The sequence below is a fragment of the Pseudomonas sp. FP453 genome (assembly GCF_030687495.1).
Taxonomy (GTDB): Bacteria; Pseudomonadota; Gammaproteobacteria; order Pseudomonadales; family Pseudomonadaceae; genus Aquipseudomonas.
In genome coordinates this window covers 1,221,813-1,244,639 of record NZ_CP117435.1, presented here as the reverse complement: position 1 = coordinate 1,244,639, position 22,827 = coordinate 1,221,813, and the positions used below count along the sequence as shown (strand labels likewise).

The following is a 22,827-nucleotide window of genomic DNA, read 5'->3' as shown; positions in this document are numbered from 1 at the left end:
TCAGCAACAGAGGTATTGACTGACCCACCGCAATCGCGGGCAAGCCCGCTCCCATATCTGAACCTTTTTTCACCTCAGGTCTGGGGTGATTTCAAGAGCTTATCCAGACCCACCACCGCTAAAGCAATCGCCACAAACCCCACCAGAATCCCCCCGGCATTCACAAACACGTGTGGATAACCCAGCGTGTCCACATCAATGAACGGGTACTGATACTGCCCCAGCAAATGCCCACGCAGCAGCACATAGGCGAAGTACACCAGCGGGTAAATCACCCAGGCGCCGATATGCTTGAGCTGCAACGTGCCCTTGGGCACGCACCGCCACCAGTAGATCAAGAACAGCACCGGCATCACGTCGTGCAGCAATTCGTCGGCGATGAATTGAAAGCCTTCGGGCTGCCACAAATGCCGCAGCAACAGGCTGTACGCCAGGCCCACCACGGCGATGCTCACGGCAATGCCACTGCTGACCTTGGGCGCGAGGAAAAACCGCTTTGCCGCCGAGTCGCGCTTGACCAGCGCATAACTCAACACCACCACGGCCAGCGTGTTGGTCAGCACCGTGAAGAAACTGAAGAAGTTGACCAGCCCGCCCAACAGGCTGGCGCCGGACGTCCAGCGCGAATAGAAAATCAGGTACTGCTGGATCGCCAGCCCCACCCAACCCGCCAGCGCCGCTGCCGCGACAAAGCGCTTCACCGGCTCAATCCAACGGACGTTTGGTGCGCATCAGCTTGACGTACAACCCTTCGACTTTCTCTCGCGCCCACGGGGTTTTACGCAGGAAAGTCAGGCTCGACTTGATGCTCGGGTCGCTCTTGAAGCAGCGGATATCAATGCGCTCGGCCAGGCCGTCCCATTCGTAGTGTTCCACCAGGGTGGTGAGGACGTGTTGCAGGGTCACGCCGTGGAGTGGGTCGTTGCTTGTCGCGGTCATGCCGGGCCTATGAAAAAAAGGGTCACGAAGGCGCACACCTTATCACCCCGCCCGCCCAGTGCTAAAAAGTTCCCGTTCCCAGGCGAAAAAGAGATGTTATATTGTAACCATCCATATCAAATCTTTTCGCCGTTTTGCCAAGGAATGTCCGATGTCCCTCTCTTCTCTGTGGCGCTTGTCCCCGCTTGCCGCCGCCCTGCTGATCAGCTCCCACGCCCAGGCCCTTGAGCTGCAACCCCAAGTCATCACCGGCAACCCGCTGGGCAGCGAACAACTCGCTTCGCCCACCACCGTGCTGGAAGGTGATGACCTGACCCTGCAACAAAAAGGCAGCCTTGGCGAAACCCTGAACAAGCAGCCCGGCGTGTCGTCGTCGTACTTTGGCCCGGGCGCCAGCCGGCCGATCATCCGTGGCCAGGACGGCGACCGCATTCGCATCCTGCGCAACGGCGTCGGCGCACTGGATGCGTCGTCGCTGTCCTACGACCACGCGGTACCGCTGGACCCGGTCAACGTCGACCGCATCGAAATCGTCCGTGGCCCGGCGGCGTTGTTGTACGGCGGCAGCGCCATCGGCGGCGTGGTCAACACCTTCGACAACCGCATCCCCACCGAAGCCATCGAAGGCATCCACGGTGCCGGTGAATTGCGCTACGGCGGCGCCGACACCACCCGCAGCAGCGCGGGCCGCCTGGAAGCCGGCAACGGCACGTTCGCCCTGCACCTTGACGCCAACGCGCGGGAATTCAACGACCTGAAAATCCCAGGCCAGGCCCGCAGCCGCCACGCCCCCGAGACCGAAGATGCACCCGGCAAAAACGGCCGCCTGGGCAACAGCGACGGACGCCAGGACGGCGGCGCCGTGGGCGGTTCCTACACCTGGGATGACGGTTATGCCGGCCTGTCCTACAGCAGCTATGACGCGAACTACGGCTCCCCCGCCGAACAGGACGTGCGCATCCGCATGAAGCAGGATCACTACGCGTTCGCCTCGGAAATCCGCAACCTGCAAGGGCCGTTTACCTCGGTCAAAGTCGACGCCGGCTACACCGATTACGAACACCGCGAAATCGAAGGCGGCGAAACCGGCACGGTCTTCAAGAACAAGGGTTATGAAGCCCGCGTAGAAGCCCGTCACCAGCCCATCGGCCCGTTCAACGGCGTGGTCGGCGCGCAAGTGACCCGCAACGAATTCTCCGCCCTGGGCGAAGAAGCCTTCGTGCCGCAGACCGACACCAACGCCGGCGCGCTGTTTATCCTCGAAGAAATGCAGGCCACCGAGCGCCTCAAACTCAGCCTCGGCGGGCGCCTGGAACACACCAGCGTCGATCCGGATGCCAAGGGCAACGAGCGCTTTGCCGGCGCCGACAAATCCAATGACTTCACCGCTGGCAGCCTGTCGTCGGGCGCGGTGTACACCCTCACGCCGATCTGGTCCGTCGCCGCGACCCTCGGCTACACCGAGCGCGCACCGACCTTCTACGAGCTGTACGCCAACGGCGCCCACGTGGCCACCGGCACCTACGAGTTGGGCGACGCCAACCTGAAGAAAGAAAAAGCCGTGTCCAGCGACCTGGCCCTGCGCTTTGACAACGGCACCCACAAGGGCAGCTTCGGCGTGTTCTACAGCCACTTCTCCAACTACATCGGCCTGCTGGGCAGTGGTCGTACGTTGAACGACGAAGGGGAAGAAGACGCGGATGGCATCCCTGAGTACAAATACTCCGGCGTACGCGCGCGTTTCGCCGGTTTTGAAGCCCAGGATCACTGGAAACTCGGCGAAAGCGCCTACGGCAAGTTCGCCCTGGAACTGTCGGGCGACTACACCCGCGCCACCAACCTCGACACCGGCGAAGCCTTGCCACGTATTGCGCCGCTACGTTTGAACAGCGGTTTGCTGTGGGAACTGGACCGCTGGCAGGCGCGGATCGACGTGGAACATGCGGCGGGCCAAGGCCGTGTGCCGGACAACGAAAGCGGCACCGACGGCTACACCACCCTGGGCGCCAGCGCGGGTTATCGCTTCAATGTCGGTGGCAGCCAGTGGCTGGCGTTTGTGAACGGTGAAAACCTGACCAACCAGACCGTGCGTTATGCCAGCTCGATCCTGCGCGACATCGCGCCGGCGCCGGGCAGAAGTGTGCAGGTCGGCATCCGCACCACGTTCTAACCCACACCGAAATCCCCCCTGTGGAAACTGGGCTTTTCTGTGGGAGCTGGCTTGCCTGCGATAGCATCACCTCGGTATCACTGATACACCGAGGTGCCTGCATCGCAGGCAAGCCAGCTCCCACACAAGCCAGCTCCCACAAAAGCCCACCCACACCCGCCTTTTTGCAGCGACGTTCTGTCACTGTTACCAATTCAGAAATGATGCATATCGCGATTCGCCCTTTCTCTCCAACACAACTCCCTTTATCCTTCCCGGCAACAACCTGAAACGTTTCACGCTCCCGGTCGATCCCATCTTGCCGAATATCCCCCTTCGCAAAGACAGCGCTGTCTTACACCCCGCCGCGCCTGGGAATAAATCGCCCGCCTGTGGATAACCGCCTTTATCCACAGAAAAACCGAATATCGCTGAACCAAGCCTGTGCTGAATCGTCATCTACAGTGAAGCACGGGGTTACATAATTCCAACGTAACGGAGAAACACACTATGAGCACTGATGGTGCTTCAAGTCCAAGCCGCTTGCTGCCCAAGCTGCTAGGCGTCTTGCTGCTGATCATGGGCCTGGCCTTGCTGGCCGGCGGCGTCAAGCTGAGCATGCTCGGCGGGTCGTTGTACTACCTGCTGGCCGGTATCGGCGTCGGCCTGACCGGCATTCTGCTGCTGGCCAACCGCCGCGCCGCGCTGGGCCTGTACGCACTGGTGTTGTTCGCCAGCACCGTGTGGGCACTGTGGGAAGTCGGCCTGGACTGGTGGCAGCTGGTGCCGCGCCTGGCCCTGCTGTTTGCCTTGGGCATCGTCATGTTGCTGCCGTGGGTCCGTCGCCCGCTGCTGCGCGGCCAACCGGCGCCACTGGGCACCGGCGCGCTGAGCGTAGCCGTGGTGCTGGCTGGCGCCGCTGCGGTTGCCAGCCAATTCACCAACCCGGGTGAGATCAAAGGCCAACTGGACCGCGACGCCGTCCCTGGCATGGCCAGCGCTGCGCCGGCCCAGCCTGATGGCGACTGGAATTCCTACGGCCGTTCGGCGTTCGGCGACCGTTACTCGCCCCTGGCCCAGATCACCCCGCAAAACGTGAGCAAGCTGGTGCCGGCATGGACCTACCGCACCGGCGACCTGCCTGGCCCGAACGATCCAGGCGAGACCACCGCGGAAAACACCCCGCTGAAAGTCAACGGCATGCTCTACGTGTGCACCCCGCACAGCCAAGTGATTGCCCTGGACCCGGACACCGGCAAGGAAATCTGGCGCTTCGATCCGAAGATCAGCAGCATGGGCGCCGAGAACTTCAAAGGCTGGGCCCACATGACCTGCCGTGGCGTGTCGTATCACGATGACGCCGTCTACGCTTCCGAGCAGAGCCCCACCGGCAGCGCCAGCCCGGCGGCTGCACCGAATGCCTGCCCGAAACGCATTTTCGTACCGACTGCCGACACCCGTCTGATCGCCCTGAACGCCGACACCGGCAAGATGTGCGAAGACTTCGGTGACAAAGGCCAGGTCGACCTGCGCGCCAACATCGGCGGCTTCGCCCCGGGCGGTTACTACTCCACCTCGCCACCGGCCGTGACCAAGAACCTGGTCGTGATCGGCGGCCACGTTACCGACAACGTTTCCACCGACGAGCCGAGCGGCGTGATCCGCGCGTTCGACGTGCACACCGGCAAGCTGGTGTGGAACTGGGACAGCGGCAACCCGGACGACACCACCCCGTTGGCCGAAGGCAAGACCTACACCCGCAACTCGCCGAACATGTGGTCCATGTTCTCGGTGGATGAAAAACTCGGCATGCTCTACCTGCCGATGGGCAACCAGATGCCCGACCAATACGGCGGCGACCGTACCGAAGATTCGGAAAAATTCAGCGCCGGCCTGACCGCCCTGGACATCGACAGCGGCCACGTGAAATGGACCTTCCAGTTCACTCACCATGACCTGTGGGACATGGACGTCGGCGGCCAGCCGTCGCTGATCGACATCAAGACCGAAGCCGGCGTGAAGCAGGCGGTCATGGCGTCGACCAAGCAAGGCAGCATCTACGTGCTCGACCGTGCCACTGGCCAGCCCGTGGTGCCGATCCACGAAATCGCCGTACCGCAAGGCGCAGTCGCTGGCGACCGCACCTCGCCGACCCAGCCCAAGTCCGACCTGAACTTCATGCCGCCGCCGTTGAAAGAACGCGACATGTGGGGCGTGACCCCGTTCGACCAACTGCTGTGCCGGATTGATTTCAAATCCATGCGCTACGACGGCCCGTTCACCCCGCCATCGCTGCAAGGTTCGATCGTGTACCCAGGCAACTTCGGCGTGTTCGACTGGGGCGGCATCTCCGTCGACCCGGTACGTCAACTGGCCTTCGTCAACCCAAGCTACATGGCGTTCAAGTCCAAGCTGATCCCGGCTGCCGACATTGCCAAGCAAGGCCCACGCGTCAGCGAAACCGAAGGCGTGCAGCCGAACAAAGGCGCGCCATACGGCGTGATCCTCGAAGCGCTGCTGTCGCCACTGGGCCTGCCGTGCCAGGCACCGGCCTGGGGTTATGTGGCCGCGGTCGACCTGACCACCCACAAAACCATCTGGATGCACAAGAACGGCACCGTGCGCGACAGCTCGCCGGTTCCAATCCCGCTGAGCATGGGCGTGCCTAGCCTGGGCGGCACATTCACCACCGCCGGTGGCGTGGCGTTCCTCAGCGGCACCCTGGACCAGTACCTGCGTGCCTATGACGTGAAAAACGGCAAGCAACTGTGGGAAGGCCGCCTGCCAGCAGGCGCGCAAACCACACCGATGACCTACACCGGCAAGGACGGCAAGCAATACGTGCTGGTCGTGGCGGGCGGTCATGGTTCCCTGGGCACCAAGCAGGGTGACTATGTGATGGCGTTTAAACTGCCGGATTAAGCTTCACCAGCAGCCATAAAAAGGCGGCGACCTGTTGAGGGTCGCCGCCTTTTTCATGTCCGGTGCCATTCAAAATGTGGGAGCTGGCTTGCCTGCTCCCACATTTGGACATCATTGTCTGGGGGGTCAGTGTTCGATCACTTCTGCGCGCATCACCGCCAACCGGGCGATCAGGCGATTCTGTACCGGCACCGAAATCCCCTCTTGGTCCATCGCCTTGATCAAGTCTTCCACCAACGCATTAAAGTCACTGCGGCTCACATTCTGCCCCTTGTGACTCTCCGCCATGCTGTCCCCGGTATAGGTGCACGGCCCGCCCGCCTCCACGCAGAACTGTTCGATCAGCTTGTTGCGCAGCCGCTGGATATCAATCCGCCGAAACCGCTCGACGATGCGTTCATCGCGGGCGATGTTCAGCAACAGGCCTTCGACAATCCGCGTGATGCCGGGCATGGCGCCCAGCTCGCGGTACAGGCTGTCATCCTTTGGCGGTTGTTGCGCGCAGGCACTGAGGCACACGACGAGAACCAGCGGTAACCAGCGCATCAGAAACTCCCCTGCACGGACAGATAAGTGCCGTTCTGCTTGTCCAGCGTGGCGATTTCACCAAGGCGCGCGTAGGCCAATACAAACGACACATGCTTGTTCGGGAAGTAGCCGACAAACACATCGGCCCAATCGCTCTCACCGGCAAACGACAGGTTGTCGGGCTTTTCACGGTATTCCACGCCCAGCGCCCAGCGCGGGTTGAACAGCAGCGCCACCGAGCCTTCCTTGAGCAGGCTGCGGCTGTCACGGCGGTCGCCGCCAAAGCCGAGCAGGCCGGTTTCGTTGGCGCGGCTGTAGCGCAGGCTGCCGTTGACCAGCACGTTGTAGCCAAAGGCCGCGCCCATGAACAGGCGGCTAGCGGCGAGGTAGCCTTCGACGTCGCTGTTGCGCTTGGCGCCCACCTGCTTGGGGATGTCGAAATTGGTCTGGTGCTTGTATTCCAGGCCCAGCGAAACTTGGGGCAAATCGTCGTAGATCACATCGCCAAACAACCGCACCTTGAGGCCCAGCACGTCCTGGCCGAGGTTGTCTTCGGGCAGGTTGAGCTTGTGCACCAAGGTGCCGAGATCGAAACGCTGGCGGGCGAAAGACACTTCGACGCGGTTGTCATAGGCCAGCGCCAACCCGGCCACGTCCAGCCGATAGTCCGGCAGGTTGACCGTGGTGGCGAAGGCCGTGGCGCCCCATTCGTGTTTTTCGCCGTAGCCGGCCAGCACCGCCCACGGCGTGATCCCGCCGCCCGCCGTGCCTTCGATGCTGCTGGCGCCACCGGTGGCGATCAGGCGGCCGCTGTCGGCCAGCGCCGTTTGCAGGGTCAGGGCGCCAAGGCAACCGATCAGAAAAGAACAACGCACGCGTAAGCCACTCAATGAACCAGGGAAGTTTGCGCACTGAGGGGCAAGGCCACCCAGGCTTCGAAAGCGTCGGCGCTCAACGGCCGACTGATCAGGTAGCCCTGGGCCGTGTCGCACTGCCAGCGTTCCAGCAGGCGCAGGCTGTGGGCGTATTCGACGCCCTCGGCAACCACCTTGAGGCCCAGGTTGTGGCTCATCTCGATGGTGGAGCGCACGATCACGGCGTCTTCACTGGTTTCATCAAGGTTGCGCACAAAGGATTGGTCGATCTTCAGCTCTTGCACCGGCAGGCGCTTGAGGTGCGCCAGCGACGAGTAGCCGGTGCCGAAGTCATCCACCGACAGGCTGATGCCGCAATCGCGCAGCAGGTGCAGGACTTTCAGGGCTTTTTCCGGCTCGCGCATCACCGCGCTTTCGGTGATTTCGAACAGCAGTTGTTCGGCCGGCAAACCATAACGACGCAATAGCGCCGAGACCCGATGGGCCAGTTCGTCACCGAGCAAATCATCCGCCGAGATGTTCAACGACAGTTGCAGGCACAGGCCACGCCGGTTCCATTCGCACAGTTGGCGAATGCCCTCCTCGATCACCCAGTGGGTCAACAACTGAATGCTGCCCGAGCGTTCGGCCAAGGGGATGAATTCTGCCGGCGAGACCATGCCGAACAGCGGGTGCTGCCAGCGCAACAAGGCTTCGGCCTGGCGTACGTGGCCCTGGCGGATGTCGAGTTTCGGTTGGTAATGCAGCAGCAACTGGCCTTGGTTGGGCGCGTGGCGCAGGTCGCGGATCAGGGTGATCTGGCGACGGTGCGCGAGGTCGCGGCCGTGCTCGTAGATCTGCAAGCGGCCGGGTATTTGTGCGGCGTCTTTCATCGCAATCGCCGCCCGCTCCAACAAGGTGTGCGCGCTTTCGCCGTCGGCTGGATAAGCGGCAATGCCGAGTCGGCAATCCAGCGCCAGGTCGTGGCCGTTGATGCGGCGCGGGCGCAGCAGCGCCTGTTGCAACTGGTCGGCCAGGCCCACCGCTTCGTCGCAGCCGGCGCCTTCGAGCAGCAGCAAAAATTCGTCGGCGATCAAATGCGCCAGGGTATCGCCGGGGCGCAGCGCGGCTTGCAGGCTGCGGCTGACTTCCAGCAACAGCTGGTCCACCGCATCCGGCCCGGCGGTTTCGCTGGCGGCGCGCAGGTTGTCGATGCCCAGGTAAATCAGCGCCATTGGCCGGTGCGTGGCGATGGCACTGCCCAGGCGTTCCATGGCCAGCGCGCGGTTGGGCAAGCCGGTGAGGCGATCATGCAAGGCGTTGTGCGCCAGTTGCTGTTCACGTTCGGCGATGCCGCTTTGCATCGAGTTGACCGCGTTGGCCAGGCGCCCCAGTTCGTCGCTGCGCGGCAACACCACGGGCGTCTGGTAGTCGCCCTGGCCGATGCGCTCGGCCGCGAGGGCCAGGGCCTGCACCGGGCGCGACACGCCACGGGCCAGCAGCAAGGCACCGATCAGCGAGGCAATCAACGCGATCAAGGCAATGCCGAGGATCTTTTCATCCAACGGCGCAAAGGCCTGCATCGCCGCGTCCAACGGGCTCTGCAACAAGGCCAGGACCTGGCCGTCGGCATCGCTGGCCAACACCAGCGACTGGCTAAGAAAACTGTGTTCCAGGTGCTCGGTGGTGGCCACGCCGTGTTGGCGGCCCTGCTCCAGCATCAGGTTGGTGAGGCTGTCGCGCAGCACCTGGGGTTGGGTGCTGACCAACTCCCCCGGTTGCTGGCGGTCGATGGTCAGGAACGACACTTCCAGGTTGCTCAGCGAACGCAGCTCTTCGGCGAACGCGCTGTCCATGCGCAAGCCCATCACCACCCGCGCAATCGGCAGCGGCGCCAGCACCGGCGCTTCTACCAACAGGTGCGGCATGCCTTGCAGCGGCACCATCAACATGGTCTGGCGATTGCGCCGTGCGTCACGCAGGGCCTGGTCGTAACGAAAAATCGAACCCTCGGGGACATCATCGAGGGTACTGGCGAGGACAGTGCCATCCATGCCCAGCAGGATCATGTCGCTGGCATTGATGCGCTTGCCGTGGTTGAACAGCACCGAGCGCATGGTCGCCGAATCGCCGCTGGCCACTGCATCGCGAAAACCGAAGTCTGCCGCCAGCAGTTGCACACCATCGGCCAGGCGCCGGCCGCGCACGTCGAGCAAGCGTTCGAACACCCGCGCGCCGACGTCCAGTTGCGCCTTGGCCTGGCTGCGCACGGCGTCGCCCGTCGCCGCTTTCACGCTGAAGTACAGCGCGCCGATCACCACCAGCAACAGCAGGATCAGCACACTGGCGACACGCGCCTGGAAACTACTGCGCAGTTTCACGGGCGGCTCGGTTGAAGGCATCGCCAAACGCGGTTGGCGTGGGTGTGGGCGGCAGGTCGGCGGACGGTGGTTCCAGGCTCAGTTGCACGGCGTGGCTCAGGCCGGCTGCCGGAATGTTCAGCGTGCCGCCGTCCAGCGGTTGCATGTCGGCCAATTGCGGGTGCCACAGGGTGACGTGGTAGGCGCCGGCCGGCAGGTTGTCCAGGCGCACGTGGCCCTGGGCATCGCTGACGCCGAAGCGTGGGTCGTCGGTGACGTAGATGTAGCCGAGCATCCAGTCGTGAATATTGCAGCCGAGCACCACCACGCCGGGCTTGTCGAACAGCAACGGGTCGGTGGGCGTGCCTTCGTACAGGCGCAGTTCGAAGCGCTTGGCTGGCGAAAACGAATAGACCTGGTGACGGATGTTGTCGCTGTTGGGGAAACGCACCTGGGTGCCGGTGTGCACCGCCAGCACATGGGGCGCGAACTTCTGGCCGCGTTGGTCCATGTCGGCCTTGAGCGCACCGACCGGCGCGCCGACCGGGCCTTGCAGGGTGACCACGGCGTCGCTGACCGGTGTCTGGTCGGCCTGGCGCAGCATCACGTCAAGGGTCGCCGCGCGCGCCAGGTCATGGGCCGAGAGCAGCAAGGCGGCGAAGGAAAATTGCAGGAAAATCCGATTCATCAAGGGTCCGCGCGGCAATAGAAAAATAGGCGGCCTGCCTTGGCACTGAAACTGGGGCAATACGTGTCACACCGCAGATGATGCCGCAAACAAGGCAAATTGCCATCATTGATTTTAGCGCAAAGCCTGACCGTTGGTCGGCAAAAACCTATGCAACCGGTCAAGGTATGTAGAGCTTATCGGCGCGACCCACAGAATCTGTAGGCGCGGCAAAGGCCTTTTCTAGAGCGGCACCCGCTCGCGGCGCATCCACATCTCGAACGCCATGGCGTTCAACGGCCGGCTGATCAGGTAACCCTGGGCGGTGTCGCACTTCCACTGCTTGAGCAGCTTCAGGCTCGGCGCGAACTCCACGCCTTCGGCCACCACCTTGAGCCCCAGGTTGTGGCTCATCTCGATGGTGGAGCGCACGATCACCCCGTCGCCGCTGGTGCTGTCGAGGTTGCGCACGAATGATTGGTCGATCTTCAACTCCTGCACCGGCAGGCGCTGCAATTGGGCGAGGGACGAATAACCGGTGCCGTAGTCGTCCACCGACAGGCTGATGCCGCAGCCGCGCAGTTGCTCCAGCACGTTCAGCGCCTGTTGCGGGTTGTGCATGATCGCGCTTTCGGTGATCTCGAAAATCAGTTGCTCGGCCGCCACTGCGTATTGCATCAACAACGCGGTGACGCGAATCGCCAGGTCATCATCGGCCAGGTCGTCCACGGAAATATTCACCGACAGCTGGATATGCAACCCCCGCTGCCCCCACTCGCCGATCTGGCGGATCGCTTCTTCGATCACCCACAGGGTCAGGCTGCCCATGCTGCCGGTGCGTTCGGCCAGGGGAATGAATTCGGCGGGCGAGACCTGGCCCAGGGTCGGATGCTGCCAGCGCAGCAAGGCTTCGGCCTGGCGCACATGCCCGTGGTTGAGGTCGAGCTTGGGTTGGTAGCACAGGAACAATTCGCCCTCGACCACGGCGCGGCGCAGGTCGCGGATCAAGGTGATCTGGCGTTGGTGGGCCAGTTCGCGGTGCTGTTGGTAGATCTGCAAATGCCCCGGCAGGCTCGCCGCATCGTGCCGGGCAATCGCGGCGCGGCTTATCAACTCTTCCACCTGCTGGCCATCGGCGGGGTACGCGGCGATGCCGATGCTGACTTCATGGCGCACTTCGTCATGGCCGATGCGCTGGGTTTCGGTGAGCAGCGCGTAGAGGCGGTCGGCGCGTGCGACGGCGCGGTCGATCTCGGTGTTTTCCAGCAGCACCAGGAACTCACTGCCGGTGATGCGGGCGGCGGTGTCGCTGGCCAGCAGGCTCAATGGACAAGCAGCGGCTGGCTTCGCGCAGCATTTCTTCCACGCCTTGCGGGCCGAAGCCTTCGTTAATCACCCGGTAGTTTTCGATGCCCACGTACAGCAACACCACGGGCCGGCGCGCACTGATCGCACTGCCCAGGCGCTCCATGGCCAGCGCGCGGTTGGGCAGGCCGGTGAGCGGGTCATGCAAGGCGTTGTGCGCCAGTTGCCGCTCGCGCACGGCGATGCCGCTTTGCATGGCATTGAAGGCGCGGGCCAGCAGGCCGAATTCATCGTGGCTGCGCACCCGCACCGGCGTGCGGTAGTCGCCGGCACCAATACGCTCGGCCGCTTCCACCAGCGCATTCAACGGGCTCGACACGCGCCGTGCCAGCAACAGCGCACCGGCCAGCGACACCACCAAGACGGCCAGGGCAATCCCGAGGAACTGCCGGTCCAGCGGCGCAAAGGATTCCAACACATGATCCAGCGGGCTTTGCAGCAGCACCCGCACCTCATCCCCTTCGCCGGTGTTGGCCAGCGACAGTACCTGGTTGAGCATGCGCTGGCCGTGGAAACCTTCGATGTAGGCCTCGCTGCTGACCTGCGCCTGGCGCAGCGTAGCGACGATATCGAGCTGCACTGCATCGGGCTGCGTGGTGAACAACGGCCCGGGGCGGCCGTCCTGCACGGCGAGGAACGACACTTCCAGGTTGCTCATGGAACGCAGTTCGTTGGCAAACTGCGCGTCCATCGGAAAGCCCATGACAACGCGCGCCACGGGCTGCGGATTGAAGACGTCCTTTTGCACCAGCAGGTACGGTCGCCCATCCATGGCCACGATGAGCATTTGCAGGCCACTGCGGCGCGCATGGCGCAAGGCGTTGCCCTGGGGGAACGGCGTGCCGCGGGAGAACAGTGGCAGGGTGCTGACCATCACGTTGCCGTCGAGGCCCAACACAAACACTTCGCTGGAACCGATACCGGTGCCGTGGCGGTCCAGCGCCGCCAGGATCGGCGCAGGCTTGCCTTCGGTCACCGCTTGCTTGAAGGGCTCGTCCGCCGTCAGCCAGTCCAGCCCGTATTGCAGGCGGCGGCCGCGCAGGTCGAGCAGGCGCTCGAACACCTGGCTGCCGGTCTCCAGCTGGACCTCGGCCTGGTTCTCCACGGCACGGGTGGTGGCGGTCTTGACGGCGAAGTAGGTGGCCGCGACCACCACCAACAGCAACAGCGCGAGCACCCCGGCGATACGGGTCTGGAACGTATGGCGCCACCTCATCGCTGTGCCCTCTGGCAGGGTGCGTCTGTTTCTGCCACTACGTCCCTGTGTCATAGGCTTCCCTGGCAACTGCTGACTCGGCGTCAAAAAAACATCCATTTGCATTGGACATTCGATTTAAGCAGATTAGCTGGGAGCTGGGATAAGTACACCCAATAAAACAAGGAATATTTCTGTCAAGTTATTGGCGGCACGCGCTTGACTTTGGGCTTTGCCGGGGCGCGGAGCGCCCGTGGAGGCGTTCCCACGCGGAGCGTGGGAACGATCAATCCAGCAGAACGATGAAGATCCAATGTGGGAGCGGGCTTGCCCGCGATTGCGGTGGGTCAGCCAACACAACTACTAGACCTGACAAAACCCGAAGCTCTGGCTCTGGCTTTTGATTTGGCTTTTGATCTTGGGCGCCCCGTTAACCACGCTGGCCGAACGCAGGCTTGAATTCGTGGGTAACCCGGCAGGACGCCGGGTTAGCCGTCCTGGGCCAAGGATGGCCCATGACGGCGGCCCACGGATTCAAGCCTGCGTTCGGGCACACCGAGCCTAGGCGAGGTGCCGAGTGGTGGGGCGAGGACCTTTTGCTTACTTTTGGGTCCTTCCAAAAGTGAGCCGCTGTAAGAGCGGAACCCTAAGCAGCCGTTACCTAAATAACGGATATGTACTCCGATCAAAAAGCCTCAGCGCCTAACACATCGCTATCGCAGGCAAGCCAGCTCCCACATAAGCCAAGCTCACTCCTCTATTGAGTCAGGCGCCCCGTGCACGCATGAAGTCGCCCCAACGCCGCACCAAATAGTTGTGCTCATCCATCACCGAGTTCCACACCGCGATGTGCCCCATGCGCTGTTCATAAGACCCGCCATCACGCACTTCGCCGATATCGATCAACGGCAGGCCGTCACTGCCGAGCAGCTCTTCCCGCGCAGGCTGGCCGGCGTACCAGTAATCCCACTCGGCGCTGCTCAGGTGGTCGCGGCTGCGCGCCGGGTTGCCGATGTAGTAACCCTGGCGCGCCATCACCGCGCCGGGCCAGCCGGACAGCCACCAGTTGAGGTAGGCGTAGGCCGCATCCAGCACCGGCCCCTGGGCATGGCGCGACAGGGACAAGCCGCCGAACCAGGCGCGGTAGCCTTCACGCGGCACCGCCAGGCGGTATTTCACCCCGGCGCGGTGCAGGCGCATCAGGGTCGGCGACCACAGGCTCTGGATGTCGATGCTCGGGCTGAGCATCAATTGCGCGGCCTCTTCGTCATCCGACCAGAAGGCGGCGAAGTGGCCTTCCTTTTGTTTGCGCACGAGGATGTCGGCGAGCACGTCGATCTCTTCGATGCTCATGTTGCCGATGTCCTTGAACTGCGCGAGCCCCGCGCCCTGCACCGCCAGCGCGGCATCCAGGGCGCCGATGGCGGCGTCGCTTTGCAGCGCGGTGCGTGCGCTCCAGGCCGGGTCGAGCAGCCAGCCCCAGCTTTCATTGCCGTGGCAAAAGCCGTCGGGCAGGCGCTCGGGGCGGTAGGCAAAGCTGTCGGCGTTGTGGGTCAGGGGCAGCATGCTGATGCGTTCGGTGACGGTGCTGCCGAGGCTGCCGTCGTGCTGCACGAAGAGGCGCTCGCTGGGCACGCTGCCGCTGCCGAGGCGGTCATCCGGCGACAGGCGGCCGCGCTTGGGCAGGTCGTTGATCTCGTGCCACAGCGCAATGCGCCGCGTGTCGATGGGCTGGATCGCCCGCGCCGGCCAGACGAAATCGACGTTGTGGAACCACTGGTCATACAGGTCGTAGCTGTCGGGCTGCATCACCGCGATGCGCTGGGCCTGTTCGACATCGTGCACCTGATACACCAGGCGAATGCCCAGCTCCTGCTCGGCGCGTACGCGCAGGCATTCCAGCAAGGTCACCGACGTGCCAAGGACACGCAGGGTAATCATGGCGCGAACCGTCGCGAGAACACGTCGAACGAGCGGCGCAGCTGCGCCGGGTCGAGGCCACGCAGGATAAAGACCAGGCGCGATTGGCGATCGTTGCCCGGCCATGCAGGCAAGTGCACCGGGGCATGCAGGCAGTGCTGCACGCCATGAATGACGATGGGGGCGTTGCTGGCGTTCACGTTGAGCAGTCCTTTGACCCGGAGGATTCGTTCGCCGTGGCATCTTAACAGCATCGACAGCCACACCCCGAAGCCGACCCAATCCAGCGGCTGGTCGAAGGTCAGACAGCACACTTGCGCGGCGCCGTGGGTGGCGGTGATGGGTTGATGCAGCTGCCAGCGGCTGACTTCGACAGCGGGTTCGGCGCTGCGCAGGCCTTCGCCGAGCAGCAGTTGCTCGCCGCTGTGGATGTCCTGGGTATCGAGGATCGGCGTGCCGGCGTTGAGCGCCTGCAAGTGCGCGCGCAGCGCGGTGCTGTCGCCGGCCAGGTCGGTCTTGCTCAACAGCAGGCGATCCGCCGCCGCGACCTGGGCCAGCCATTCCGGGTGCAAACGTTCTTGCAGCGTGGCGTGGCTGGCGTCCACCAGGGTGATGACCAGGCCGATATGAAAGCGCCCGCGCAACTGCACGTCGTTGTTCAGGGTGGCGAGGATCGGCGCCGGGTCGGCCAGGCCAGTGGTTTCCAGGATCACCCGTTTGAAGGCCGGGATTTCCCCGCGCTCGCGGCGTTGCAACAGGCCGAGCAGCGCGTCCTTCAACTCGCCGCGAATCGAGCAGCACACGCAGCCGCTGGGCAGCAGCACGGTGTCCGGCGCGACCTCTTCCACCAGCAGATGGTCGATGCCGACGTCGCCGAATTCATTGATCAGCAATGCCGTGTCGCCGAGGCTTTCGCCTTGCAGCAGGCGCTTGAGCAAGGTGGTTTTGCCGCTGCCGAGGAAGCCGGTGATTACATTCAGGGCGATGCTCATGGGGCTGACTCCAAGTGATCCAGCAGGGTTGGATCGAGCGGGTCCAGCGGGCGGCCGAGCATGGTTTCGGCGGCCTGCCACAGTTGATCCAGGCCGCTGGCCAATTCCTGCTTGCCGGTGGCGCCGAGCAACAGGTACGAGGCACCCTGGAAGTCTTCGACCTTGAGTCGGAACACCGCCAGTACCTGGTTGATCGCCGCGATCCGGCGCAGGCGTTCTCGGCGCCGGGGCACTTCATCGCCCAGGGGGTCGCTCCAGTGCAGGTCTTCGCCGAGCAGCCCGCAGAGTCCGCACATGGCTACACCCCGCTCATGGCATGACGTCGCCGGAGTTCGGGCCGAGGGTCTGGCCGACGAACAGATTGCCACCCGGTTCGCTGGCCAGCAGCACGGCGGTGGGCGCCACTTCATCGGCCAGGCCGAAGCGGCCCAGGGGCAATTCCTTGGCCTTGGCGCGTTTCCAGTCATCACTGATGCCGCCCACCAACGGCGTTTCAATCGGGCCGGGGGCGATGGCGTTGACCAGCACATTGTCCTTGGCCACTTCCAGCGCGAGGGACTTGGTAAAGCCGATCACCCCGGCTTTGGCGGCGGCGTAGTGAGTCAGCTCGGCGCCGCCCTTGATCCCCAGTTGCGAGGCGACGTTGATGATGCGGCCCCAGCGCTGCGCCAGCATGTGCGGCAAGGCGCGCTGGCTGGCGACGAACACGCTGGTGAGGTCGACGCGCAGCATGTCGTTCCACATCTCGATGGACAGGTCGACACACCGCGCCTGGGTGAGCATGCCGGCGTTGTTGACCAGGATATCGATGCCGCCGAACTGCTCGACGCAGGTATCCACACTGGCCTGGGCGCCTTCGACGGTGCCGACGTCGGCCAGGCATTCGACGACTTCGGCACCGAGGTTGCGGCAGGTGATCGCGGTGTCGGCGAGGCTCGCGGCGTTGCGGTCGGCCAGTACCAGGCGTGCGCCTTCGGCGGCGTAGGCGCGGGCGATGGCAGCGCCGATGCCGCTGCCGGCGCCGGTGATGACGGCGCGGCGATGAGTGAGTTCAGGCATATACAAATCTCCTCAGACAAACACCGGTTCCCTGTGGGAGCTGGCTTGCCTGCGATGGCGGTGGTTCAGTAAATACATGTGCTGCTGACCCACCGCTATCGCAGGCAAGCCAGCTCCCACATTTGGACCGAGTACATTCGTTATTAATCAGGCCAGCGCACGGTCAAGCCGCCGTCGATGATGATGCTTTGGCCGGTGAGGTAACTCGACGCATCACTGGTCAAGAACTGCACCAACGACGCCACTTCATCCGCCCGGCCTACCCGCCCCAGCGGAATCGCCCGCGCGGCTTTCGCCAGGCCTTCCGGCCCCAGCGAGTTCTTCGCATCCAGCGACTGCGGCGTCTCGATCAACCCCGGGATCACCGCATTGCAACGAATGCCCTGGGCCGCCAATTCCACCGCCAGCGAGCGGCACAACCCCGGCACGCCGGCCTTGGCCGCTGCGTAATGGCTGTGTTCCTGCCAGCCATACACGCCACCGGCAATCGATGAAATCGCCACCAGCGCGCCGCCTTCGTTCATGTGCCGGGCGGCCGCACGGAAGGTGCGCATCACCCCCGTCAGGTCGACATTGAGCATCTCGTCCCACAGCGCGTCGGTCATTTCCAGCAGCGGCGCACGACGCAGCAAACCGGCGTTGGCCACGGCGTAGTCGAGGCGGCCGAAGTGCTGCACGGCTTGCTCGGCCAAGGCGTCCACCGAGGCCGTGCTGCCGACGTCCAGCGGCAGCATCAGGCATTCGCCGCCGGCTTCTTCCACCAACGCGACGGTGGTTTGAGGGTCATGGGGATCGGCCGGGTAATACCCGCCGACCACCGCCACACCGACTCGCGCATAGGCCACGGCGAGGGCTTGGCCGATGCCGCTGGCGGCGCCGGTAATCAAGGCAACTTTACGGCTCATCACACACTCCTTACTGAACGGTTTCCGGGCGCACATGGCGCGCGGCGAACATCAACATGCCGGACAGGAAGCACGGCACCGCACCGAACCACAGCGCGGCGGTCTGCCAGTCGCTGCCGGCGGACAACACCTGGGTCGCGCCAAACCCTGCGACCACCGCACCAATCGGGCCCATGGCGTGGATGATCGCGCCGCCGGTGGCACGGATGCTGGTGGGGAAGCTTTCGCTGATAAAGAACAGCGCCGCCGAGTACGGCCCGATCAGGAAGAACAGGCCCAGGCTGTACAGCCCGACCACCATCGCCATGTTGCTCGGGCCGAACAACATGCCGGCGAACGCCAGGCCGCCGAGCATCCAGCCCAGGCCGATAACGTTGCGACGGCCGATCTTGTCGCCCATCCAGCCGTGGCTGAGGTAGCCGCAGTAACCCACCAGGTTCGACAGCACGAGGATGATCAGCGAGTTCTCGAACGAAATGTGGTGCACGCTGACGATCACCGAGGTACCGAGCACGCTGAACACCTGGATCGCCGCCCAGTTGAGCAACAGCGCGGCGCCGATCACCAGGGTGGCGCGGCGGGCCGGGCCACGGAACGCGGCCTTGAGACCGGCCTTGCTGTGTTCGTCGTAGTCCACGCCGTAGGTCACGGCGACGTTCTGTGCTTCCGTCACCGCGCCACTTTTGCGCAGTTGGCTGATGCGTTCGTGGATCTGGAACTGCGGGCTTTCCTTGAGCTTGCGCGCCATGATCGCAATCACGATCGCCGGGATCGCGGCGAAGATGAAGCAGCCCTGCCAGCCGATGATCGGCAGCAGCAACGCGGTCAAACCGGCAGCGATCAACGCCCCGACCGGCCAGCCGCCCTGCACCAGGCTGTAGATAAAACCACGGCGCTTGGTCAGGCGCGGGTCTTCCGACGCGCCGTACAGCTCGGTCAAATAGGTGGCGTTGACGGTTTCCTCGGCATAGCCCAGGCCGCCCAGCGAACGGATCAGGATCAGCGGCGACTTGCCCCACGCGCCGCCGATTGCAGTCAGCGCCGAGCACAGTGCAGAACCTGCCACGGTAAAAATGATGCCCTTGCGGCGCCCCAATTTATCGACGATAGGGCCGATGGCCAGGGCGACTACGGCGGTACCCACCGCCACCCATGTCGCGATCTCGGCTTGCTCCACTTCACCCCAGCCAAAGTGCCGGCCGATTTCCGGCAGCAAGGTGCCGAAGAGGATGAAGTCGTACACCGCAAACACCCAGGCGAAAAACGCGATCCAGGTGGCGAAGCGCACTTCCTTGGAGGTCAGTTGCCGGGGTTTCCAGCCGGTCAGGTCAAGCTTGTTGTAGATGGACATGGGTCGCGCCTCAGGGATGGGGGCTGTTTTTTAAGGGTCAGGTACGCGGTTGACGGCGGATAAAGTCATCGGCGATTTCGTCGAAGGTGACGAAGCGCACGCCGGCATGGCTCTGGATGTGTTCGATCAGGCGCTCCAGCATCAGCAGCACTTGCGGGCGGCCGGAAACGTCGGGGTGAATGGTCATGGTGAACACCGCGTGTTCGTGTTCGCGGTAGACCCAGTCGAACTGGTCGCGCCACATTTCTTCGAGGTGACGCGGGTTGACGAAGCCGTGGCTGTTGGGGGCTTTCTTGATAAACATCATCGGCGGCAGGTCGTCGAGGTACCAGTTGGCCGGGATCTCCACCAGGTCGGTTTCTTCGCCGCGCACCAGGGGTTTCATCCAGGTATCGGGGTGCTGGCTGTAGTCGATCTTGGTCCAGCTGTCGCCCTTGCGTACATAGTAGGGGTGGAAGTCGTTGTGCATCAGGCTGTGGTCGTACTTGATACCTTTTTTCAACAGCAGCTCGTTGGTGACCTTGCTGAATTCCCACCACGGCGCGACGTAGCCGGTCGGGCGTTTGCCGGTGACCTGGGTGATCAGTTCGATGGATTTATCGAGGACGATTTCCTCTTGCTCGGCGGTCATGGCGATGGGGTTTTCGTGGCTGTAGCCGTGCACGCCGATTTCGTGGCCGGCGTCGGCCACGGCCTTCATCTGCTCGGGGAAGGTTTCCATCGAGTGGCCGGGGATAAACCAGGTGGTGCGCAGGCCGTAGCGTTCGAACAATTTGAGCAGGCGTGGCGCGCCGATTTCACCGGCGAACAGGCCGCGGGAGATGTCGTCGGGCGAGTCTTCGCCGCCGTAGGAACCGAGCCAGCCGGCGACCGCGTCAACGTCGACGCCAAATGCACAGAGGATGTCTTTAGCCATGGTGTGTCTCCTTAAATAGTCATTGCGGATTCGACGGACAACGCGGCGCGCAACAGGCGAGCGTCTTCCCCCGTCGGGGCGCTGAGCAGCAGCCCGGTGGGCAGGCCCAGGGCATCGCGGCCGCTGGGCAGGTTCACGCCGGGCATGTCCAGGAAACTGCCGGGCATGGTCAGGCGCAGGGTGGCGAGGTTGGTGTGGATGAACAGGTCATCGTCGGCTTCCAGCGGCGCCAGGGGCGGCGCGACATGGGCGACGGTGGGGGTGATCAAGAGGGCGCCGTCGAGGTCGTCGAGCAGTTGCTGTTGCAGGCGGCGGCGGGCTTCGATCAGGTACAGCAATTGGCTGGCGGGCAGCGCGCGCGCGGCCTCGAGGCGGCGGCGCACGCGGGGGTCGAGGTGCTCGGCGTCGGGGCTGTCGAGCAGCGCTTCGTGCAGGGCGAAGGCTTCGAAGGAGCCGAGCCAGCCGTGGTCGCGGATCAACGCCAGGGTGGCCTGGAACGTCGGGCATTCACGTTCTTCGATGATTGCGCCGGCGCCTTGCAGTTGCTCGACGGCGCGCAGCAGGTTGTCGCGCACGGCCGGTTCGACGTCTTGCTGCGCCAGCACAAAACGCTGGCCCTTGAGGCTGCGGGGCGTGTGGACCTGGCGGCGGCCATGGAGCAAATCGTCGATGGCCAACGCGTCGCGCACGCTGCGGGTCAGCGGGCCGAGGCTGTCGAGGGTGCGCGACAACGGGAACACCGCGTCGCGGCTGTAGCGCCGACTGCTGCTGCGGTAACCCACCAGGCCATTCAGCGCGGCGGGGATGCGGATCGAACCGGCGGTGTCGGTGCCCATGGCAATCGGTACGATCCCGGCGGCCACGGCGACCGCCGAACCCGATGACGAACCGCCGGGAATCCGCGCTTGATCGCTGCTGTGGGGGTTGAACGGCGTGCCGAAATGCGGGTTCAGGCCCAGGCCGGAATAGGCCAGCTCGCTGAGGTTGGTCTTGCCCACGCTGACCATCCCCGCGCGGCACAACAGGCCGACGCTGGGCGCATCGAGAGAGGCTGCCGGCGCGTTGCGGCGGTAAGCGGCGCCCGCCGTGGTGATGCTGCCGGCCACGTCGAACAGGTCTTTCCAGACCAGCGGCACGCCATCGAACACGCTCAACGGCTGGCCGGCCCGCCAGCGCGCGGCCGAGGCTTCGGCCTCGCGGCGGGCACGCTCGGCGGTCAGGGAGATAAATACGCTGGGGGCCATGCTCGCGTGGACAAGTGCCTGCTCAAGCACCTGCACCGGGTCGCTGCGACCGCTGGCGAAATCCTCGGCCATGGAAGTGGCGTCTGACATCAAGATGACCCTCACAAAACGTACTTATTAATAAAATGTACATTTTATAAAGGCAGCTTTCGTGCCAGTCTCTGCGGCAAGGGTTTTGCCAAACCCGGGTTTTTCGCCCAGAGCTACGGGATAGATAGCGTGGATAGCGGGAAAAATAGTTTGACTGGAGCCGGCGCCAGGCCTTGAATGAAATAATGTATCTTTTATGAATAAGTACATTTTGGTGCAGAAAAGTAACATTCCTACATTCCCAGCCCCAAAAAAGTGCCACCGACGTGGCGCAGGGTGACAGGCACAACTTATGAGAGAATCCCCGGCCACCGTCCTACAAGCCCCTGAGAAAGCAATGAAAGCAGTGTCTGCCTCGGCCTCGCGCTACGCGATGATTCACCAGGTATTGCGTGACGCGATCGTCAACGGCACGGCCCGCCATGGCCTGGTGTTGCTGGAAGCGCCGCTGGCCGAATTGTTCGGCACCAGCCGCGTGCCGGTGCGCAAGGCCCTGGACCTGCTGCACGACGAAGGCTTGATCTGCCGCTTCAACGGCCGGGGTTACCTGATCAACCCCGAGGGCCTGGCGCTGGAGCCGCTGCGCCTGCCCTTGAGCCATGCGCACCTGGGGCTCAATGGCGAAGCCGAGCTGGTGGACACGCGGCCATTGGGCGAGCGCATCGTCGAGGAAATCGGCGCGGCGCTGTCCACCTGCATTGCCTTCGGCCATTACCGCCTGGACGAGCAAGCCGCCGCCGACCACTACGGCGTCAGCCGCGCCGTGGTGCGTGAGGCGCTGATGCGCCTGCGCGACCGTGGCCTGGTGGAAAAGGAGCCCTACTCCCAATGGCTCGCCGGGCCGTTGACTGCGCGGGAAGTCACCGAAGACTACGAACTGCGCGCCTGCCTGGAACCCGAAGCCCTGCGCCTGAGCGCACCGGGCCTGGACCGCGAGGAGCTGGAAGCGATGTTGCAACGGGTGCTGGACGCGCAGGCCAGCCCGCAGTGCAGCCTGGAAGCCATCGAGCAGATCGAAGAGGATTTGCACCAGCGTTGCCTGGCCGGGTTGCAGAACCGCAAGATCGCCGCGTTGATCCGCCAGGGGCAGAGCCCGATGATTATCAGCCGGATTTTTTACCGGTTGCTGGGGATCGGCGCGGATCCTGCCATGTTGGCCGAGCATCGCTTGATTCTGGAGTTGTTGTTGCATGGGGCGGTGGATGCGGCGGCGCTTAACCTGCGCGAGCATTTGCAGCGGGCCAGGCAGCGGATGTTGCAGCGCCTGAAGGTGTTATCGGTGCTACCGGAGCAACCCCTGCCCTCCTACCTCCACAAAATCAGCTGACTGCACTCAATTCCAAATGTGGGAGCTGGCTTGCCTGCGATAGC

At 63.8% G+C, this 22,827-nt stretch carries 17 protein-coding genes and 1 pseudogene; 3 read left to right on the top strand and 15 right to left on the bottom strand.

Annotation, left to right across the window (positions count from 1 at the left end):
- Positions 1–74: 74 nt before the first annotated feature.
- Both PSH87_RS05590 and PSH87_RS05585 read right to left on the bottom strand, forming a co-directional pair.
- Positions 75–701, bottom strand: coding sequence for a Pr6Pr family membrane protein (locus tag PSH87_RS05590; protein ID WP_305432839.1), 627 nt, complete (start codon positions 699–701; stop codon positions 75–77).
- A 4-nt stretch (positions 702–705) separates the two neighbouring features.
- Complete coding sequence (locus PSH87_RS05585) at positions 706–939, bottom strand: VF530 family DNA-binding protein (RefSeq protein ID WP_017738479.1); 234 nt, start codon at positions 937–939, stop codon at positions 706–708.
- Positions 940–1,090: 151 nt separating this feature from the next.
- Between PSH87_RS05585 and PSH87_RS05580 the strand changes: the two genes are divergently transcribed.
- Both PSH87_RS05580 and PSH87_RS05575 read left to right on the top strand, forming a co-directional pair.
- The gene (locus PSH87_RS05580) at positions 1,091–3,109 is read left to right on the top strand and encodes a TonB-dependent receptor (RefSeq protein ID WP_305432838.1); all 2,019 of its coding nucleotides are present in this window, start codon (positions 1,091–1,093) and stop codon (positions 3,107–3,109) included.
- A gap of 489 nt (positions 3,110–3,598) precedes the next feature.
- A complete protein-coding gene (locus tag PSH87_RS05575; RefSeq protein WP_305432837.1) occupies positions 3,599–6,010 on the top strand; it encodes a glucose/quinate/shikimate family membrane-bound PQQ-dependent dehydrogenase in 2,412 nt (803 codons plus the stop codon).
- 126 nt (positions 6,011–6,136) lie between these two features.
- On the opposite strand, the gene PSH87_RS05570 is transcribed toward PSH87_RS05575, so the two are convergent.
- The 13 genes and pseudogenes from PSH87_RS05570 to PSH87_RS05510 form a co-directional block, all read right to left on the bottom strand.
- Entirely contained in the window at positions 6,137–6,556 is a 420-nt protein-coding gene (locus PSH87_RS05570; RefSeq protein WP_017738476.1) for a group 1 truncated hemoglobin, read from the bottom strand.
- Entirely contained in the window at positions 6,556–7,413 is an 858-nt protein-coding gene (locus tag PSH87_RS05565; RefSeq protein WP_305432836.1) for a DUF3034 family protein, read from the bottom strand. The genes PSH87_RS05570 and PSH87_RS05565 overlap by 1 nt, the downstream gene beginning before the upstream one ends.
- An 11-nt stretch (positions 7,414–7,424) precedes the next feature.
- A complete protein-coding gene (locus PSH87_RS05560) occupies positions 7,425–9,773 on the bottom strand; it encodes a bifunctional diguanylate cyclase/phosphodiesterase (protein ID WP_305432835.1) in 2,349 nt (782 codons plus the stop codon).
- Positions 9,757–10,440: a methylamine utilization protein gene (locus PSH87_RS05555; protein ID WP_305432834.1), complete on the bottom strand. Its 684-nt coding sequence runs from the start codon at positions 10,438–10,440 to the stop codon at positions 9,757–9,759. The genes PSH87_RS05560 and PSH87_RS05555 overlap by 17 nt, the downstream gene beginning before the upstream one ends.
- A 222-nt stretch (positions 10,441–10,662) precedes the next feature.
- Positions 10,663–13,000 (bottom strand): annotated as a pseudogene (locus PSH87_RS05550) (putative bifunctional diguanylate cyclase/phosphodiesterase).
- A gap of 744 nt (positions 13,001–13,744) precedes the next feature.
- Positions 13,745–14,920, bottom strand: a complete 1,176-nt coding sequence (locus PSH87_RS05545; protein ID WP_305432833.1) for a PotD/PotF family extracellular solute-binding protein — start codon at positions 14,918–14,920, stop codon at positions 13,745–13,747.
- Entirely contained in the window at positions 14,917–15,891 is a 975-nt protein-coding gene (locus PSH87_RS05540; RefSeq protein ID WP_305432832.1) for a GTP-binding protein, read from the bottom strand. The genes PSH87_RS05545 and PSH87_RS05540 overlap by 4 nt, the downstream gene beginning before the upstream one ends.
- Entirely contained in the window at positions 15,888–16,187 is a 300-nt protein-coding gene (locus tag PSH87_RS05535) for a hypothetical protein (protein ID WP_305432831.1), read from the bottom strand. The genes PSH87_RS05540 and PSH87_RS05535 overlap by 4 nt, the downstream gene beginning before the upstream one ends.
- 13 nt (positions 16,188–16,200) lie before the next feature.
- A complete protein-coding gene (locus tag PSH87_RS05530) occupies positions 16,201–16,950 on the bottom strand; it encodes an SDR family NAD(P)-dependent oxidoreductase (RefSeq protein ID WP_305432830.1) in 750 nt (249 codons plus the stop codon).
- A gap of 143 nt (positions 16,951–17,093) precedes the next feature.
- A complete protein-coding gene (locus tag PSH87_RS05525; RefSeq protein WP_305432829.1) occupies positions 17,094–17,855 on the bottom strand; it encodes an SDR family NAD(P)-dependent oxidoreductase in 762 nt (253 codons plus the stop codon).
- A 10-nt stretch (positions 17,856–17,865) separates the two neighbouring features.
- Positions 17,866–19,206, bottom strand: coding sequence for an MFS transporter (locus tag PSH87_RS05520; RefSeq protein ID WP_017735346.1), 1,341 nt, complete (start codon positions 19,204–19,206; stop codon positions 17,866–17,868).
- Positions 19,207–19,243: 37 nt separating this feature from the next.
- A complete protein-coding gene (locus PSH87_RS05515; protein ID WP_003234086.1) occupies positions 19,244–20,122 on the bottom strand; it encodes a polysaccharide deacetylase in 879 nt (292 codons plus the stop codon).
- A gap of 11 nt (positions 20,123–20,133) precedes the next feature.
- Positions 20,134–21,456, bottom strand: a complete 1,323-nt coding sequence (locus PSH87_RS05510; protein ID WP_305432828.1) for an amidase — start codon at positions 21,454–21,456, stop codon at positions 20,134–20,136.
- A 337-nt stretch (positions 21,457–21,793) separates the two neighbouring features.
- Between PSH87_RS05510 and PSH87_RS05505 the strand changes: the two genes are divergently transcribed.
- Complete coding sequence (locus PSH87_RS05505; protein WP_017735344.1) at positions 21,794–22,783, top strand: GntR family transcriptional regulator; 990 nt, start codon at positions 21,794–21,796, stop codon at positions 22,781–22,783.
- Positions 22,784–22,827 lie beyond the last annotated feature (44 nt).

Excerpts from the sequence above, each read along its gene's own strand:
- PSH87_RS05585 (WP_017738479.1), bottom strand. The coding sequence starts at position 939 with ATGACCGCGACAAGCAACGACCCACTCCACGGCGTGACCCTGCAACAC.
- PSH87_RS05505 (WP_017735344.1), top strand. The coding sequence starts at position 21,794 with ATGAAAGCAGTGTCTGCCTCGGCCTCGCGCTACGCGATGATTCACCAG.
- PSH87_RS05515 (WP_003234086.1), bottom strand. The coding sequence starts at position 20,122 with ATGGCTAAAGACATCCTCTGTGCATTTGGCGTCGACGTTGACGCGGTC.
- PSH87_RS05520 (WP_017735346.1), bottom strand. The coding sequence starts at position 19,206 with ATGTCCATCTACAACAAGCTTGACCTGACCGGCTGGAAACCCCGGCAA.
- PSH87_RS05510 (WP_305432828.1), bottom strand. The coding sequence starts at position 21,456 with ATGTCAGACGCCACTTCCATGGCCGAGGATTTCGCCAGCGGTCGCAGC.
- PSH87_RS05525 (WP_305432829.1), bottom strand. The coding sequence starts at position 17,855 with ATGAGCCGTAAAGTTGCCTTGATTACCGGCGCCGCCAGCGGCATCGGC.
- PSH87_RS05535 (WP_305432831.1), bottom strand. The coding sequence starts at position 16,187 with ATGTGCGGACTCTGCGGGCTGCTCGGCGAAGACCTGCACTGGAGCGAC.
- PSH87_RS05580 (WP_305432838.1), top strand. The coding sequence starts at position 1,091 with ATGTCCCTCTCTTCTCTGTGGCGCTTGTCCCCGCTTGCCGCCGCCCTG.
- PSH87_RS05555 (WP_305432834.1), bottom strand. The coding sequence starts at position 10,440 with ATGAATCGGATTTTCCTGCAATTTTCCTTCGCCGCCTTGCTGCTCTCG.
- PSH87_RS05545 (WP_305432833.1), bottom strand. The coding sequence starts at position 14,920 with ATGATTACCCTGCGTGTCCTTGGCACGTCGGTGACCTTGCTGGAATGC.
- PSH87_RS05570 (WP_017738476.1), bottom strand. The coding sequence starts at position 6,556 with ATGCGCTGGTTACCGCTGGTTCTCGTCGTGTGCCTCAGTGCCTGCGCG.
- PSH87_RS05530 (WP_305432830.1), bottom strand. The coding sequence starts at position 16,950 with ATGCCTGAACTCACTCATCGCCGCGCCGTCATCACCGGCGCCGGCAGC.
- PSH87_RS05540 (WP_305432832.1), bottom strand. The coding sequence starts at position 15,891 with ATGAGCATCGCCCTGAATGTAATCACCGGCTTCCTCGGCAGCGGCAAA.
- PSH87_RS05575 (WP_305432837.1), top strand. The coding sequence starts at position 3,599 with ATGAGCACTGATGGTGCTTCAAGTCCAAGCCGCTTGCTGCCCAAGCTG.